Raw genomic sequence first — 14,981 nt, forward strand, 5'->3', positions numbered from 1 at the left:
CTGCGGCTTCAGCTGAGGAACAGCCGGTAGGCCGGGTTTTCCGTTTCGTCCCAGTAGGGGTAGCCGATGGCGGCGAGGGCCTCGGGCACCAGGTGGCGCTCCTCCGCCGGTACCTGCAGCCCCGCCACCACGCGGCCGTCGGCGGCGCCGTGGTTGCGGTAGTGGAACAGGGTGATGTTCCAGCGCCCGCCCAGCTTGTCGAGGAAGTTGAACAGCGCACCGGGGCGCTCGGGGAATTCGAAGCGGAAGATCGACTCGTCCTCCACCCGGGGTGCACGACCGCCCACCATGTGGCGGATGTGCAGCTTGGCCAGCTCGTTGTCGGTCAGGTCCAGCACCGGGAAGCCCTGCTCGCGCAGGCCGTTGACCAGCGCCTCGCGGGGGTCGTTGAGCGGGTGGGTCTGCACGCCGACGAAGATGTGCGCCTCGTTGTCGGTGTTGTAGCGGTAGTTGAACTCGGTGATCTGGCGCTTGCCGATGGCCTCGCAGAACGCCTTGAAGCTGCCCGGGCGCTCGGGAATGGTCACCGCGATGATCGCCTCGCGCTTCTCGCCCAGCTCCGCGCGCTCGGCCACATGGCGCAGGCGGTCGAAGTTGATGTTGGCGCCGGAGTCGATGGCCACCAGGGTCTGGCCCTCGATGCCCTCGCGCTCGACGTAGCGCTTGATGCCCGCCACGGCCAGGGCACCAGCGGGCTCGGTGATGGAGCGGGTGTCGTCGTAGATGTCCTTGATCGCCGCGCAGATCTCGTCGGTGCTGACGGTCACCACTTCATCGACGTGATGGCGGCAGATGTCGAAGGTGTGCTGGCCGATCTGCGCCACCGCCACGCCATCGGCAAACAGCCCGACCTGGCCCAGCACCACGCGCTCGCCGGCGGCCATGGCGGCCTGCAGGCAGTTGGAGTCATCCGGCTCGACGCCGATCACCTTCACCTCGGGGCGCAGGTACTTCACGTAGGCGGCAATGCCGGCGATCAGGCCGCCGCCGCCCACCGGCACGAAGATGGCGTCCAGGCGCCCCGGGTGCTGGCGGAGGATCTCCATCGCCACGGTGCCCTGCCCGGCGATCACATGGGGGTCGTCGTAGGGGTGGATGTAGACGAAGCCCTTCTCCTCCACCAACTTCAGCGAGTAGGCCAGCGCCTCGGGGAAGGCGTCGCCGTGCAGCACCACCTTGCCGCCCCGGGCGCGCACGCCCTGGATCTTCAGCTCGGGGGTGGTGCGCGGCATGACGATGGTGGCTTCGATGCCCAGCTCGCGGGCCGCCAGGGCCAGGCCCTGGGCGTGATTGCCGGCCGAGGCGGTGACCACGCCACGGGCCAGTTCCTCGGCGGACAGCTGGGCCAGCTTGTTGTAGGCCCCGCGGATCTTGAAGGAGAAGACCGGCTGCAGGTCCTCGCGCTTGAGCAGCACCTGGTTGCCGAGGCGCTCGGTCAGGCGTGGCGCGCGTTGCAGCGGGGTTTCCACCGCGACGTCATAAACGCGCGAGGTGAGGGTCTTCTTGACGTAGTCTTCGAGCATCACGGCTTCACTGGCGGGCGGGGCGGGAGCTGCGAGTCTACCGCAGGCGTCCGTCGACCGACCACACGGGATGCGGGGTTTTGCCGTGGCGAGCGGCTATACTGCGCGCCCCCGGATACCCCTCACAACGTGGACCCCCGCATGAACCAGGACCAGCTCAAGCAGGCCGTCGCCCAGGCCGCCGTCGACCACATTCTTCCGCTGATCGACAGCAAAAGCGTCATCGGCGTCGGCACCGGCTCCACCGCCAACTTCTTCATCGACGCCCTGGCCCGCCACAAGATGGCCTTCGACGGCGCCGTCGCCAGTTCCGAGGCCACTGCGCAGCGCCTGAAGGGCCATGGCATCCCGGTCTACGACCTGAACACCGTGGACGCCCTGGAGTTCTACGTGGACGGCGCCGACGAGAGCGACGAGCACCTGAACCTGATCAAGGGCGGCGGTGCCGCACTGACCCGCGAGAAGATCGTCGCCGCCGTGGCACGCACCTTCATCTGCATCGCCGACGCCAGCAAGCTGGTGCCGGTGCTCGGCGCCTTCCCGCTGCCGGTGGAAGTCATCCCCATGGCCCGCAGCCACGTGGCCCGCCAACTGGTGAAACTGGGCGGCGACCCGGTCTACCGCGAAGGTGTCGTCACCGACAACGGCAACATCATCCTCGACGTGCACAACCTCTCCATCGTCGACCCGAAGGGCCTGGAAGCGCAGATCAACGCCATCGTCGGCGTGGTCACCAACGGCCTCTTCGCCGCCCGCCCGGCCGACCTGCTGCTGCTCGGCACCGCCGAAGGCGTGAAGACGCTCAAGGCCTGACCAACAGCGCCCGGCGCGCAACGCGCCGGGCCCGCCCTGCAACACCGGCCTCTTCAGACGCTCGCCATCGACCATCAAAGTGCCATCAGTCTTGAGGCTCTGTTAGGCTCTGCGCCGCGATACATCCCCCACCCCTCAAGGAATGCCATGAAGAAGGAAACCTTCATCCCCCTGGCGCTGTGCGCCCTGCTGACTGGCTGCTTCGAAACCCCCATCGAGAAGACCGACAAGGCCATCAGCCTCTACCGCCCCGATACGACCGCTGCGCAGCAGTTGCAGGAAGCCCATGAGCTGCTGGAGAGCGCTGCCGAAGACAAGGAGCCCCGTGCGCAGTACATGCTGGCCAAGATGTACGAGCGTGGCGACGGCGTCGCCCAGGACTACAACAAGGCCTTCGCGCTCTACACCCAGTCGTCCCTCAACGGCAACGGCGACGCCTCCTACATGCTGAGCCGCTACGTCGAAGACGCGCAGTTCGGCCAGAAGGTGGACGTGCAGCAGGCGAAGAACTTCCTGGAAAAGGGCGCCAGCCAGGGCTCCTACACCGCCAAGCTGCTGCTGGGCCTGGCCCTGCTGAACGGCAACCCGCCGTTCCGCCAGGACGTCGACCAGGGCGAACGCCTCCTGCTCGAAGTCGCCGAGAAGGACCCAGTGGAAGGCCACCGCCTGCACGCCAACCTGGGGCTGGCCAACCTCTATGCAAACCCCACCCTTGGCAAGCTCGCCCCGGAGAAGGTCGTTACGGCCTATGAATACCTGGCGCAACACGGGCCCTACGGCTACCCGCCGATCCTCATGGGTCTGTTCGACGGCCACATCCCCGCGCTGGCGGATGAAGCCCGCCGCCGCGCCGTATTCGAGCAGTACGCCGAGAGCAACGCCCGGGTGAAGCTGCTCTACCTGGCCGGCGCCATCGGCGATGGCGAGGGCGCCCTGATCAGCGAGGCCGACTATCGCGCGCTGCTGGCCGAGACATCCGCCAAAGGCGATCGACTCGCTTCCGAACTGGGTTGCCGCCTGTTTGCCCCGCCCCTGAAACGCAAGATGGGTCGTGGCGACCCCGCCCAGGCGGAACAGGTGCTGGCCTGGTGCGATGCCGACGCCCGCACGGGCTCAGCCTTTGGCCAGAGCAACGCCACCGCCCTCAACCTGCTAAAGCGCGACTTCAAGCAGACGTTCATCTGGGCCAGCGTGGCCCTGGCCGATGGCAACCAGGACGGCAAAACGGCCCTGGTGCTGCTGGCGGGTGCCGGCTACAGCCCGTCGGAGGCAGAAATGAACGACCTCGTCCAACAGGCCAAGACCCTGCGCAGCGACATCAAGACCGCCCAGGCGAACTACCGCGACAAATCCCTCGACCTTCCCCTGGTCGAACGCCCCTGGTACTGACGGGGCTGTCCGGGCGCCTCTCCCGAGGCGCCCGGATTCAATCCCTGGCCGGCCGGCTGAACACGTAGAACAGGTTCGGCTCGCTCACCAGGTACAGGTTCCCCTCGTTATCCATCGCCACGCCCTCCGCCTGGGGGACGCTGGCCTTCAGCCCGTGCATGCCGCGCAGCAGGGACAGGGTGCTGATGGGGCGGCCGTCGGCGTTGATTTCCAGCACCAGCCGCGACTCGTCGGACAGCGCCAGCAGATGGCCGCTGCGGTCGTCGTATTGCAGGCTCGACAGGTCGCGAACGAACAGCCCGGCGTCGCGCTCGGGGTCATCCACCACGTGCACGGCGAAGGGCTTATCCGGGTTGGTGTGGGGGAAGCCGTGGATCTCGTAGATGCGCACCGGGTCGCGCTCCTTGGCCACGAACAGGCGCTGGCCCGCCGTGTCGTAGGCCAGGCCCTCGAAGCCCTTGTTGCCGTTCAGACCGATGCCCAGGGAGAGCTGCTGGGACTCGGCGGCATCGACGCGGGTGGTGTGCTCGTCCAGCTTCACCTTGATCAGCCGCTGCTGGCGCTCGTCGGTGATGACGTAGGTGCCGGGCGCGACGTATTCGATGGCCTCCGGGTCGCCGAAACCGTCCAGGTCGATGCGCCGGACGATGCGGCCGTCCAGCGAGAGCTCGATGATCTGCGGACGCTTGTTGGTCACCGTGAGCAGGCTGTGGCGCTCCGGGTCGTAGGTCAGCGCCGACACATCGGCATCCAGCCCCTCGATGGGGCGCGCCTCCACCGTCACCTGATAGTCAGGCAACCAGATGGAGCGCTCCCGCCATTCCGAGGCGTGGCGCCATTCTTGCAAGCTGAACCAGCCTCGCTCGAACAGGCGAAACTCTTGGGCGGCGATGCCCAGCACCACGAACACACAGAACAACAGGCCGGAAACCAGCCAACGGGGACGCAGGAAGGAGCGCATCGGGACGGACTCAGGGGATTCAGGAGGCGCTGCGAGGATAACGCAGTGCGCCAGGGTGAAGCCTGAAACCAACCTTAATGCCCGACCACAGCGCACGAACCGTGCCCCCACCGTTACCAAAGGGGACGAACCATGGCGGCGTCATTGCTACCCGAACGGGTCCTGACCACCCTCCACACCGTCGCACTCGCGGTCCAGGCATTGGCCGACGAGGTGCCGCGCACGCGCCTGCTGGAAGGCAGCGGCGTCGCCTGCCGCGATCTCGACACCCCCGACAAGCTGATCAACCACGCCCAGGAACTGCGCGTCTTCGCCAATGCCCTGGCCTGCACCCGCGACCCGGCACTGGGCCTGTCACTGGGCCTGCGGATGCACGTCTCCGCCTACGGCATCCTCGGCTACACCATGCTCGCCAGCCGCACCCTGCGTGACGCGCTGAACCTGGCCCTGACCCACTCGGCGCTGCTCGGCAGCTATTTCAAGCTGACCTTGGAAGAGGACGGCGCCGAGGCACGCCTGGTGGCCACACGCTACCGCTATGCGCCGGAGCTGATGGTGTTCAACAGCGAGCTGTGCCTGACCTCTCTGCTCACGGTGATCCGCGACCTGCTCGGCGAGGCCATCCGCCCGCGCCGGGTGGCGCTGCCCTATCGCCCGCCGCTGCACGCGGCGGCCTACACCGAGCGGCTCGGCTGCCCGGTGGACTTCGGCGCCGCCCACACCGCCCTGTGCTTCAACGCCTCCCTGCTGGACCGCCCGCTGCCCCTGGCCGACCCGGTCAGCTGCCACCACGGGCTGCAGCAGTGCCAGCGGCTCTCGGCCCAGCTCACCCAGCGCCACGACGTGCTGGAGCAGATCCGCGAGCAGTTGGAGGACAACCTCGCCGAGGACATCAACCTCGACGGCATCGCCCGCCGCCTGCACCGCTCCGAACGCACCCTGCGCCGCCACCTGCAGCGCATGAACACCAGCTACCAGCGCCTGCTCGACCAGGTGCGCTACGAGAAGGCCCGCCACCTGCTGCTGCAGACGGACCTGCCGATCTACCTGATCGCCGAGCAGCTCGGCTACGCCGAAACCGCCAGCTTCCGCCACGCCTTCCAGCGCTGGAGCGGCCAGCCGCCGAGCCAATATCGCCGCTGACCGACGCCCTCGGAAAAAGCCCGCCCACCCATTTCGTCACCGCCTGCCTACGCAGCGGCGGGCGCTCGCCTGCGCGCCGCGTAGGACGTGCAGAAGGCCTCGACAGGTTGTCCGGAATTATCCCCTTTTGACCGTTTCTATCGTTCTGGCCCTCCCTCGCCGCTGACAGAATCGAAGCCATCAGGGGTGGCCAGCAGCGCCCGCAAACCCCAATAAGAACAATCCCTTAGAGCGTGTGATCAGCATGTCCAGCGCGATCAGCATCGACCGAGTGTGCATGGAGTTCGGCGACCCGGGGCACGGCGTGCGCGCCCTGGACGAGGTCTCCCTGGAAATCCGCCCCAACGAGTTCTTCACCCTCCTGGGACCCTCCGGCTGCGGCAAGACCACCCTGTTGCGCCTGATCGCCGGCTTCGAGCAACCCACCTCCGGTGCCATCCGCCTCTATGGCGAGGAAATGCAGGACCTGCCGCCCTTCCGCCGGTCGGTCAACACCGTGTTCCAGAGCTACGCGCTGTTCCCGCACATGACGGTGGCGCAGAACATCGCCTTCGGCCTGGAGATGCAGGGCCGCCCCCGCGCGGAGATCGACGCCACCGTGCAACGCATGCTGCAGCTGGTGAAGCTGCCGGACGTGGGCAAGCGCCGCGCCGACCAGCTCTCCGGCGGCCAGCAACAGCGCATCGCCCTGGCACGTGCCCTGGCCAGCCAGCCCAAGGTGCTGCTGCTGGATGAGTCCCTCTCTGCACTGGACATGAAGCTGCGCAAGGAGATGCAGATCGAGCTCAAGCGCCTGCAGCACGAGACCGGCATCACCTTCATCTTCGTCACCCACGACCAGGAAGAAGCCCTGACCATGTCCGACCGCATCGCGGTGATGAACAAGGGGCAGGTGCTGCAAGTGGGCTCGCCCACCGAAATCTACGAGGCCCCGGTGAACCGCACCGTGGCCGACTTCATCGGTGAGACCAACTTCCTCGACGCCGAAGCCAGCGAGAGCGGCCTGCTGCTCGGCGACGGCCAGCGCCTGGGTCTTGCGCAAGGCGAACGCCGTGGCCCGGTGACCCTGGCCATCCGCCCGGAGCGGGTGGAGCTGGATGCGGCGGGGAACCTCGAAGGCGAGGTGGAAACCGTGGTCTACGTCGGCACCGACACCCTCTACCTGCTGCGGGTCGCCGGCCAGAGCGGCTTCCGCGTCCGCCGGCAGAACCGCGACGGCGCGGGCGATGCCCTGGCCTCCGGCACCCGCGTGCGCGTGCAGGTCCCGCCCACCGCCATCCGGGTGCTGCCGCGATGAGCAGCCCGCGCGTGCTGGCCGAGGCGCGGCACCTGAGGCGCCGCCTGGCGCTGGTGTCGCCGGCCATGCTCTGCCTGGTGCTGTTCCTGCTGTTGCCGCTGGGCATCATGCTGCTGGTGTCCTTCCTGCAGCCGGGCGACTACGGCGGCGTGAAGTGGGGCGAGTACTCGCTGGAGGCGTACATCAACTTCCTCTACGAGCGCGACCTGGACGACAGCCTCGCCTTCAACACCGACTACCTGCAGATCTTCCAGCGCTCCTTCTGGCTCTCGGTGATGACCACCGCCGGCTGCCTGCTGATCGGCTTCCCCACGGCGCTCTACCTGGCCCTGCAGGACGAACGCCGGCGCAACCTGCTGCTGTTCCTCGTCACCGTGCCGTTCTGGACCAACCTGCTGGTGCGGGTCTATGCCTGGATCCTGCTGCTGCGCAACGGCGGCCTGGTGGACAGCGGCCTGCATGGCCTGGGCCTGACCGACGGAGTGCTGGGCGTCCTCTACACGGACACGGCGGTGATCATCGGCCTGCTCTACACCTTCCTGCCGTTCATGGTGCTGCCCATCTACACCAGCCTGGAGAAGCTCGACTGGCGCCTGGTGGAGGCGGCCTTCGACCTGGGTGCCAACCGCTTCCACGCCCTGCGCCGGGTCATCGTGCCGCTGGCCATGCCGGGCATCATGGCCGGGGTGATCCTGGTGTTCATCCCCTCGCTCGGCAACTACATCATTCCCGAGCTGCTGGGGGGTGGTAAGTCGCTGATGATCGGCAACCTCATCCAGCTGCAGTTCGGCGCCTCGCACAACTGGCCCCTGGGTGCCGCCCTGTCGTTCGCCCTGCTCGGCTTCGTGCTGGCGGCCATGCTGCTCTACAGCCTGCGCTTCAAGGGCGCCGCCGGAGGCCACCCATGAACATGCGCAACCCGCTGTGGCGCTTCACCGGCGTGCGCCCCGTCGCCTGGCTGTTCTTCGCCTTCCTCTACGTGCCGATCCTGGTACTGGTGGTGCTGAGCTTCAACGGTGGCCAGTCGGCGACCATCTGGGAGAGCTTCAGCCTGAAGTGGTACGCGGTGGTGGCCAATGACCCGGAGATCGTCCGCGCCGCGAAGAATTCGCTGATCGTCGCCAGCCTGGCCACCCTGATCGCCACCACCCTGGCGACCCTGGCAGCCCTGGGCATGCGCGGCCGCACCTTCCGCGGCCAGGGGCTGATGAGCGGGGTACTGGGCCTGCCGCTGCTGGTGCCGGAGATCGTCACTGCGGTGGCCACGCTGATGTTCTTCGCCTTCATCGGCCTGAAGCTGTCGCTGTTCACCATCCTCATCGCCCACGTGGTGTTCTGCATCCCCTTCGCCTACCTGCCGATCCGCGCCCGCCTGGAGGGCCTGGACCCGCGCCTCGGGGAGGCGGCCGCCGACCTCTACGCCTCGCCGTGGAAGGCCTTCTGGAAGGTGACCTTCCCCCTGCTGATGCCCGGCATCCTCTCCGGGGCGATGCTGGCCTTCATCATCTCGATGGACGATTTCGTCATCACCTACTTCGTCGCCGGGGCCGGCTCGACGACCCTGCCGGTGTACATCTTCAGCTCTATCCGGATGGGCATTTCCCCGAAGATCAATGCCATTTCCTCACTGATCCTGGTGATCTCCATTGCGTTCGTTGCGTTGTCCTACTACATCGGCCAGCGCAAGCGCTGAGCCCAAGGAGCCCGACATGAGCCGTACCCCACCGTTCGCCCTGTCTCTGCTGCTGACCCTAGGCCTGGCCGGTACCGCCCAGGCGGCCGGCACCCTGCACTTCGCCAACTGGTCCGACTACTACCCGCCGGAGCTGTTGAAGAAGTTCGAGCAGGACACCGGCATCAAGGCCACCCTGGACGCCTACGACAGCAACGAGACCCTGCTGGCCAAGCTGAAGGCCGGCGGTGGCGCCTACGACGTGGTGGTGCCCTCCGACAGCTTCATCCAGATCATGGTGCAGGACGGTCTGCTGCAGAAATTCGACAAGAGCAAGCTGCCGAACCTGAAGAACCTCAAGCCCAACTTCCAGACCCTGGATTTCGACCCCGCCCACGACTACAGCGTGCCCTACCTCTGGGGCACCACCGGCTACAGCTACGACAGCAAGCAGGTGCCCGGCGGGGCGCTGGAGGAAAGCTGGAAACCCTTCTTCGAACCGCCGGCCGAACTCAAGGGCAAGGTGGTGGCGCTGAACTCCATCGAGGACCTGTACATCGCCGCGTCCCACTACCTGTCCATCGACCAGTGCACCGAGGACCCGAAGGACGCGAAGAAGATCCAGGACCTGCTGCTGGGCCAGAAGCCGCTGCTGGCCATGTACAACAGCGACGGCACCATCGAGCGCATGGCCGCCGGCGAAGTCGCCATGCACATGCAGTGGAACGGTGCCTACCACCGCGCCCATGCCCAGCGCGACAGCCTGGTCTACGTCTATCCGAAGGAAGGCATCCACGTCTTCATCGACAACCTGGTGATCCCCAAGGACGCGGTCAACGTCGAGGAGGCCCACGCCTTCATCAACTGGATGATGCAGCCGGAGAACATCGCCGCCGCCTCCAACTTCGCCAAGTACAACAACGCCGTCGCCGGCTCCGAGCAGTTCATGGAGAAGGAGCTGTTCGATGACCCGGCCATCAACACCCCGCAGGACAAGCTGGACCGCCTGAAGACCTTCAAGCTCTGCTCGCCCAAGGCGCTGTCCCTGCGCAGCAAGGTTTGGACCAAGCTGAAGAAGTGATCCCGCAGCGGCCCGCCTCGGCGGGTCGCCGCACGGCATGCACAGGCCGGTGCATGCCGCACCCGAGGGTGTTGCCCGATGCGGCGCACCCGCTGGCCATCGAAGAAAGAGAGAAACCGCCATGCCTTGCCTGACCCGCACCACCCTCCTGCTGACCGGCGGACTGCCCGCCGACTGACGCGCCGGATCGTCCCGGACCCGACCCGAACCGCCGATTCCCCAGACTGGCGGCCTGCCCTGCAGGCTGCCCAGCGAGGTACTGCCATGAACACGTCCACCCTCGACACCGCCTCCGCCAGCGGAGCCTTCGTCCACAGCGCCCAGGGCACCCGCCTGCGGCGCATCCTCGGGCTGCCGGCCCTGGTCTTCTTCGGCCTGGTCTACATGGTGCCGCTGACGGTCTTCACCACCTACGGCGTGGTCACCGAGACCACTGGCGGGCGCACCGCCCTGGCCTACGTGGTGACCCTGGCGGCGATGCTGTTCACCGCGCTGTCCTACGGCTTCATGGTGCGCCGCTACCCGGTGGCCGGCTCGGCCTACTCCTATGCCAGCCTCAGCTTCGGCCCCGGTATCGGCTTTCTCGCCGGCTGGTCGCTGCTGCTCGACTACCTGTTCCTGCCGATGATCAATTACCTGGTGATCGGCCTGTTCCTCAACATCGCTTTCCCCGAAGTACCGGCCTGGGTCTTCGTGGTCGGTGCCATCGGCCTGGTCACCGTGCTCAACCTGCTGGGCATCGGCTCGGTATCGGGCATGAGCAACCTGATCGTGATCGCCCAGCTGGTGTTCGTGGTGGTGTTCCTGGCCATGGCCTGGCGCCTGCTGGGGGGCGCGCCGATCGACTGGATGGCGCCCTGGCAGGGTGACGGCTCCCAGGCGGGCTTCGCCCCGGTGATGGCGGGCGCGGCGATCCTCTGCCTGTCGTTCCTCGGTTTCGATGCGGTGTCCACGCTCGCCGAGGAGGCCCGCGAGCCGCGCAGGGACATCCCCCGGGCGATCCTGATCACCACCCTGGGCGCGGGGGTGCTGTTCATCCTGCTGGCCATGGTCAGCCAGCTGGTGTTCCCCGGCAGCCACTTCCAGGACGCCGACGCCGCGGCCGCCGAGGTGATGCTCAAGGCCGGGGGCGGCTTCCTCCAGGCCTTCTTCACCGCAGCCTACGTGGCGGGCGCGGCCGGCTCGGCCCTGGCCTCCCAGGCCTCGGTGTCGCGCATCCTCTACAGCATGGGCCGCGACGGCATCCTGCCGCGCCGGGTGTTCGCGCACCTGTCCCAGCGCTTCCACACACCGACCCTGGCGATCCTGCTGGTGTCGCTGATTTCCCTGCTGGCGGTGGTGATCGACCTCGGCACCCTGGCCTCGATGATCAGCTTCGGCGCCCTGGTGGCCTTCTCGGTGGTGAACCTGGCGGTGATCCGCACCCACCTGCTGGACGGCCAGCGCCACGGCCCGGCCGACCTGCTCCGCTACGGGCTGGTGCCACTGATCGGCTTCGGCCTGATCGCCTGGCTGTGGACCAGCCTCAGCCACCAGACCCTGGTCTTCGGCCTGGCCTGGTTCGCCATCGGCTTCATCTACCTCATCGTCTTCACCCGCGGGTTCCGCCGTCCGGCGCCGCAGGTGCAGTTTTCCGAGCACTGACCCCAAGGAGGACACGACATGCTCGTCATCTACAGCGACGACCACCACCTGCACCACGGCAAGCACGAACTCATCGGCGGCCAGTTCACCCCCTGCTTCGAGAAGCCCAGCCGCGCCGACATGGTGCTGGACCGCGCCCGTGCGGTGAACCTGGGCCCGGTGCAGGCGCCCATCGATTTCGGCCTGGAGCCGATCCTGCGGGTGCACAGCGAGGGCTTCGTGAACTTCCTGCGCACGGCCTGGAGCGACTGGCAGGCCAAGGGCCGCAACCACGACATGCTGCCCATCGCCTGGCCGACTCGCCGCCTGCGCCAGGCCGAACCCACCGACATCGACGGCCGCCTGGGCTACTACTCCTTCGACGCCGGCGCGCCGATCACCGCCGGCACCTGGCAGGCCATCACCAGCTCGGCCAACGTCGCCCTCACCGGGCAGGCGGAACTGCGCAAGGGCGCGCGGGGCGTGTTCTCCCTGTGCCGTCCGCCGGGCCACCACGCCGCCGCCGACTACATGGGCGGCTACTGCTACCTGAACAACGCTGCCATCGCCGCCCAGGCCCTGCTGGACGCCGGCGCCAAGCGGGTGGCCATCCTCGACGTGGACTACCACCACGGCAACGGCACCCAGGACATCTTCTACGACCGTGCCGACGTGCTCTTCACCTCGATCCACGGCGACCCGCGCTTCGAGTACCCGTACTTCCTCGGCTTTGCCGATGAGCGCGGGGCCGGTGTGGGCGAGGGGTTCAACGTCAACTACCCACTGGCCTCGGGCAGCGACTGGTCGGTGTGGGGCCAGGCGCTGAACGATGCCTGCAGGCGCATCGCCGCCTATGGCGCGGACGCGCTGGTGGTGTCGCTGGGGGTGGATACCTTCAAGGAAGACCCGATCTCGCAGTTCAAGCTCGACAGCCCGGACTACCTGCGCATGGGCGAGGCCATCGGCCAGCTCGGCCTGCAGACCCTGTTCGTGATGGAGGGGGGGTATGCGGTGGAGGAGATCGGCATCAACGCCGTCAACGTGCTGCAGGGTTTCGAAAGCGCCAGGCCCTGAACCAGCAGCCCCCTGCCGGCACATGCTGGCAGGGGGCTGTGTGAATGCATCTCCAGCTGATCGGCCCGCTCAAGAGCGGGCCGATCGCATGTCAGTCAAGACGCTCGCCGGTTTCGTGGACCATTCGGCGCGCCAGCGCGAGGTTGGCCTGGGACCGGTCCAGCACGAAGTAGACGAACACGCCCTCGAAGCGGGAGATCGGGCAGAGGATGTGATACTGCTTGCCCAGCGTGATGAGGATGTCGTCGATCTGGTCCTTCACGCCCAGCAGCTTCATGGTCTTGAGCTTGGCGCGCACCACCTCCGTGTTGCCCGCTGCGGCGATCTCCAGGTCCAGCCCGCTCCCCGCCGACGCCAGGATCATGCCGCTGTTGCTGTCGACCAGTGCCGCACAAAGGGAGCCAGTGGTTTCACTGATCAGACTTTCCAGTAGTTGCTGATGATTGCTCATGGGTCTTCCTTACTCCTTGGGTTCACGATTCAAAGGCATCTGCAGTCAGTTGAGCCAGGCTCGTCACCAACCGCTCCAGCTTCCAGAGCTGCTGGCCCAGCGCGGTGTCTTTCGTGGACACCGACATCAGCACCAGCATGGAGGTGGGCAAAGGCACGGACAGCAGGACCACGACCCGGTCACTGCTCTCCAGAACGGTGCGCTTGTAATCCCTCGCACCGAGCTCACGCAGCATGGCCTGGCCGATGGCCTGGGCTGAGCTGCTCATGGCCGCCAGGCGGCGGGAATACTCATCGCCCTCGTGATGGCTGGCCGTCACCACGAAGCCGTCCTCGGTGGTCAGGAGCAGGCTTCGTATCTCGCTGTTTTCTTCGCGGAACCGGTTGATCAGGCGCTCCAGCAGGCGCCTGGTCATGTCCGTCATCTCTTTCAATGGGCACCTTCCAACAGGGCACGGGCCTCAACCTGGCAGACCACTGCTTCGAGCAGGAGCAGCACCTCGTCGCGCTGACGGACATCCACTCCCATCACGGGGAACGCGAGCCCCTGAGCCTCCAGGACCTCCGCATAGCGCTCCAGCTCTGGGGTCGGGGAGAGGTCCATCTTGACCACCCCGATCACAACGGCCACGTCGCCCTCCAGGTAGCGCTGCAGCACATCCAGGTAGTGCCGCAGCTCATCCAGGGGGTTCGCGGACTGGTTGTCGCAGAGAATCACCACACCCAGGGAGCCACGGGCGAGGATCTCCCACATGAATTCGTAGCGCTGCTGACCCGGGCAGCCATAGAGCATCAGCTGATCGCCCTGGCCCGGGGCGGTGACTTCCCCATAATCCAGGCCCACGGTGGTCAACGCCTTGGACAAGGACGGATCGTTGTTCGCCACCTCGGTGCGTACCGGTGGTGTGTTGCTGATGCTGCCGATGGCCGTCGTCTTGCCGGCACCGCTCGCGCCGAGGAAGAGGATCTTGTAAGTCGCCACGGTCACAGGCTCAGCCCCAAGGTGCTGCGCAGGCGCTGGAAGAACCCCCTGCCGATACCCGAGATCTGGCTGGCGGCATCCGCGCTCCTCTGCTGCAACTTGCCACTCAGTGCGCAGGCATTCAGCAAACCATGGATATCCGCACGGGCAAGACTCACGTGCCGGGCCATCTGGTCCACGCTCAGGTAACCGCGCCTCAGCAGGGACGCGAGTTGCAAGGCGCCAGATCGCAACGGCTGAAGGGGCCAGCTGGTCAGGGAGAATGCCCCATCGCCATCCAACCCCTTGAGCAAGCGGGGGTGCGCAAGGCCGGCCTGCCAGAGCAGTCCGCCCAGCGAGCGCCAGTTGATCTGCTCTGCCTGGGGCTTGTGCCGGGCAACCAGCAGCGTTCCGCCTTCCAGGAGCAGGGCACGGAGTTCCGAGGCACTGGGCGCGGTGTCCGATTCCACGCAGAAACGCCCGGCATCGAAGTCCAGATAGAGCGAGTGGCGCGCGCCGCTGAGCACGTAGCTGCCGCCCAGTTGCAGGCGGACGATGTCCCAGAGCTGCTCGACCAGCGTTCCGTCGAAAGACCTGTCTGCACGGCGGACCAAACGCAGAAGGTCATCGACCGTACTGGCGAAGCTGAGGTGCGGGTCCTGCGGGCCGCCATCGGCAATGAAAGGAACGACCTTCAACGACAGGCCCTTGCGGCGGCCCAGTTCGGTCGCATAGCGGGAGAAGGGGGAATCAGGGGAGAGCACCACCAGGTCGCAGCGCTCAAGCGAAGGCAGGGAGAGGTCCTCGACAATGTGGATGGCCAATCCGGAGCGTGTGCCCGCCTCATGAATCAGCTCACGGACGAAACGATCCTCGTGCAACCCCAGGCCGAGCATCAGGACATTCATCTGACTCACCTCGTCGGTCTATGACTAAGTCTTCGAGCGAGAGGCGATGGTAGTGACTCGGATCAAGGGGCCGCTGTAGGCGGACC

15 protein-coding genes are annotated in these 14,981 nt (G+C 66.8%); 9 read left to right on the forward strand and 6 right to left on the reverse strand.

Translation table 11 applies throughout. The features are described 5' to 3' along the window. Positions 1–8: 8 nt before the first annotated feature. The gene (ilvA, locus tag FBY21_RS18805) at positions 9–1,523 is read right to left on the reverse strand and encodes a threonine ammonia-lyase, biosynthetic (protein ID WP_253543752.1); all 1,515 of its coding nucleotides are present in this window, start codon (positions 1,521–1,523) and stop codon (positions 9–11) included. Between the two features lie 141 nt (positions 1,524–1,664). On the opposite strand from ilvA, the gene rpiA reads away from it, so the two are divergent. Both rpiA and FBY21_RS18815 read left to right on the forward strand, forming a co-directional pair. Then, positions 1,665–2,336: a ribose-5-phosphate isomerase RpiA gene (gene rpiA / locus FBY21_RS18810; protein ID WP_044402277.1), complete on the forward strand. Its 672-nt coding sequence runs from the start codon at positions 1,665–1,667 to the stop codon at positions 2,334–2,336. Between the two features lie 147 nt (positions 2,337–2,483). Next, positions 2,484–3,725 carry a tetratricopeptide repeat protein gene (locus FBY21_RS18815; protein ID WP_142012897.1) on the forward strand — a complete coding sequence of 414 codons (1,242 nt, stop codon included), beginning with the start codon at positions 2,484–2,486 and terminating at the stop codon, positions 3,723–3,725. Positions 3,726–3,762: 37 nt separating this feature from the next. On the opposite strand, the gene FBY21_RS18820 is transcribed toward FBY21_RS18815, so the two are convergent. Beyond that, positions 3,763–4,686: an SdiA-regulated domain-containing protein gene (locus tag FBY21_RS18820; RefSeq protein WP_142012899.1), complete on the reverse strand. Its 924-nt coding sequence runs from the start codon at positions 4,684–4,686 to the stop codon at positions 3,763–3,765. A 132-nt stretch (positions 4,687–4,818) separates the two neighbouring features. Between FBY21_RS18820 and FBY21_RS18825 the strand changes: the two genes are divergently transcribed. The 7 genes from FBY21_RS18825 to FBY21_RS18855 all read left to right on the forward strand — a co-directional run bounded on the left by FBY21_RS18825 (position 4,819) and on the right by FBY21_RS18855 (position 12,576). Then, complete coding sequence (locus tag FBY21_RS18825; protein ID WP_044402271.1) at positions 4,819–5,829, forward strand: AraC family transcriptional regulator; 1,011 nt, start codon at positions 4,819–4,821, stop codon at positions 5,827–5,829. A 244-nt stretch (positions 5,830–6,073) separates the two neighbouring features. Further along, on the forward strand, positions 6,074–7,126 hold the full coding sequence (locus FBY21_RS18830; RefSeq protein WP_142012901.1) for an ABC transporter ATP-binding protein: 1,053 nt from the start codon (positions 6,074–6,076) through the stop codon (positions 7,124–7,126). Then, positions 7,123–8,034, forward strand: coding sequence for an ABC transporter permease (locus FBY21_RS18835; RefSeq protein ID WP_044402268.1), 912 nt, complete (start codon positions 7,123–7,125; stop codon positions 8,032–8,034). Before FBY21_RS18830 ends, FBY21_RS18835 begins: the two co-directional genes overlap by 4 nt. Then, a complete protein-coding gene (locus tag FBY21_RS18840) occupies positions 8,031–8,819 on the forward strand; it encodes an ABC transporter permease (protein WP_044402266.1) in 789 nt (262 codons plus the stop codon). Before FBY21_RS18835 ends, FBY21_RS18840 begins: the two co-directional genes overlap by 4 nt. 16 nt (positions 8,820–8,835) lie before the next feature. Continuing rightward, entirely contained in the window at positions 8,836–9,879 is a 1,044-nt protein-coding gene (locus FBY21_RS18845) for an extracellular solute-binding protein (protein ID WP_142012903.1), read from the forward strand. 264 nt (positions 9,880–10,143) lie between these two features. Then, on the forward strand, positions 10,144–11,523 hold the full coding sequence (locus FBY21_RS18850; protein ID WP_142012905.1) for an APC family permease: 1,380 nt from the start codon (positions 10,144–10,146) through the stop codon (positions 11,521–11,523). A gap of 18 nt (positions 11,524–11,541) precedes the next feature. Continuing rightward, complete coding sequence (locus tag FBY21_RS18855) at positions 11,542–12,576, forward strand: histone deacetylase family protein (RefSeq protein ID WP_142012907.1); 1,035 nt, start codon at positions 11,542–11,544, stop codon at positions 12,574–12,576. Positions 12,577–12,667: 91 nt separating this feature from the next. On the opposite strand, the gene FBY21_RS18860 is transcribed toward FBY21_RS18855, so the two are convergent. The 4 genes from FBY21_RS18860 to FBY21_RS18875 are packed head-to-tail and all read right to left on the reverse strand — an operon-like array spanning position 12,668 to position 14,895. After that, on the reverse strand, positions 12,668–13,027 hold the full coding sequence (locus FBY21_RS18860; protein WP_044402260.1) for a hypothetical protein: 360 nt from the start codon (positions 13,025–13,027) through the stop codon (positions 12,668–12,670). Between the two features lie 22 nt (positions 13,028–13,049). After that, a complete protein-coding gene (locus FBY21_RS18865) occupies positions 13,050–13,442 on the reverse strand; it encodes a roadblock/LC7 domain-containing protein (RefSeq protein WP_044402258.1) in 393 nt (130 codons plus the stop codon). A 14-nt stretch (positions 13,443–13,456) separates the two neighbouring features. Beyond that, a complete protein-coding gene (locus FBY21_RS18870) occupies positions 13,457–14,008 on the reverse strand; it encodes a GTP-binding protein (RefSeq protein ID WP_142012909.1) in 552 nt (183 codons plus the stop codon). A 2-nt stretch (positions 14,009–14,010) separates the two neighbouring features. Beyond that, a complete protein-coding gene (locus FBY21_RS18875; RefSeq protein ID WP_074967113.1) occupies positions 14,011–14,895 on the reverse strand; it encodes a hypothetical protein in 885 nt (294 codons plus the stop codon). Positions 14,896–14,981: the final 86 nt, after the last annotated feature.

It is taken from the genome of Pseudomonas sp. SLBN-26, assembly GCF_006715895.1.
Lineage (GTDB): Bacteria > Pseudomonadota > Gammaproteobacteria > Pseudomonadales > Pseudomonadaceae > Metapseudomonas > Metapseudomonas otitidis.

What these genes read in the sequence shown, in the direction of transcription:
- ilvA (WP_253543752.1), bottom strand. Translation starts at nt 1,523, where the DNA reads ATGCTCGAAGACTACGTCAAGAAGACCCTCACCTCGCGCGTTTATGAC.
- rpiA (WP_044402277.1), top strand. Translation starts at nt 1,665, where the DNA reads ATGAACCAGGACCAGCTCAAGCAGGCCGTCGCCCAGGCCGCCGTCGAC.
- FBY21_RS18815 (WP_142012897.1), top strand. Translation starts at nt 2,484, where the DNA reads ATGAAGAAGGAAACCTTCATCCCCCTGGCGCTGTGCGCCCTGCTGACT.
- FBY21_RS18820 (WP_142012899.1), bottom strand. Translation starts at nt 4,686, where the DNA reads ATGCGCTCCTTCCTGCGTCCCCGTTGGCTGGTTTCCGGCCTGTTGTTC.
- FBY21_RS18825 (WP_044402271.1), top strand. Translation starts at nt 4,819, where the DNA reads ATGGCGGCGTCATTGCTACCCGAACGGGTCCTGACCACCCTCCACACC.
- FBY21_RS18830 (WP_142012901.1), top strand. Translation starts at nt 6,074, where the DNA reads ATGTCCAGCGCGATCAGCATCGACCGAGTGTGCATGGAGTTCGGCGAC.
- FBY21_RS18835 (WP_044402268.1), top strand. Translation starts at nt 7,123, where the DNA reads ATGAGCAGCCCGCGCGTGCTGGCCGAGGCGCGGCACCTGAGGCGCCGC.
- FBY21_RS18840 (WP_044402266.1), top strand. Translation starts at nt 8,031, where the DNA reads ATGAACATGCGCAACCCGCTGTGGCGCTTCACCGGCGTGCGCCCCGTC.
- FBY21_RS18845 (WP_142012903.1), top strand. Translation starts at nt 8,836, where the DNA reads ATGAGCCGTACCCCACCGTTCGCCCTGTCTCTGCTGCTGACCCTAGGC.
- FBY21_RS18850 (WP_142012905.1), top strand. Translation starts at nt 10,144, where the DNA reads ATGAACACGTCCACCCTCGACACCGCCTCCGCCAGCGGAGCCTTCGTC.
- FBY21_RS18855 (WP_142012907.1), top strand. Translation starts at nt 11,542, where the DNA reads ATGCTCGTCATCTACAGCGACGACCACCACCTGCACCACGGCAAGCAC.
- FBY21_RS18860 (WP_044402260.1), bottom strand. Translation starts at nt 13,027, where the DNA reads ATGAGCAATCATCAGCAACTACTGGAAAGTCTGATCAGTGAAACCACT.
- FBY21_RS18865 (WP_044402258.1), bottom strand. Translation starts at nt 13,442, where the DNA reads ATGACCAGGCGCCTGCTGGAGCGCCTGATCAACCGGTTCCGCGAAGAA.
- FBY21_RS18875 (WP_074967113.1), bottom strand. Translation starts at nt 14,895, where the DNA reads ATGAATGTCCTGATGCTCGGCCTGGGGTTGCACGAGGATCGTTTCGTC.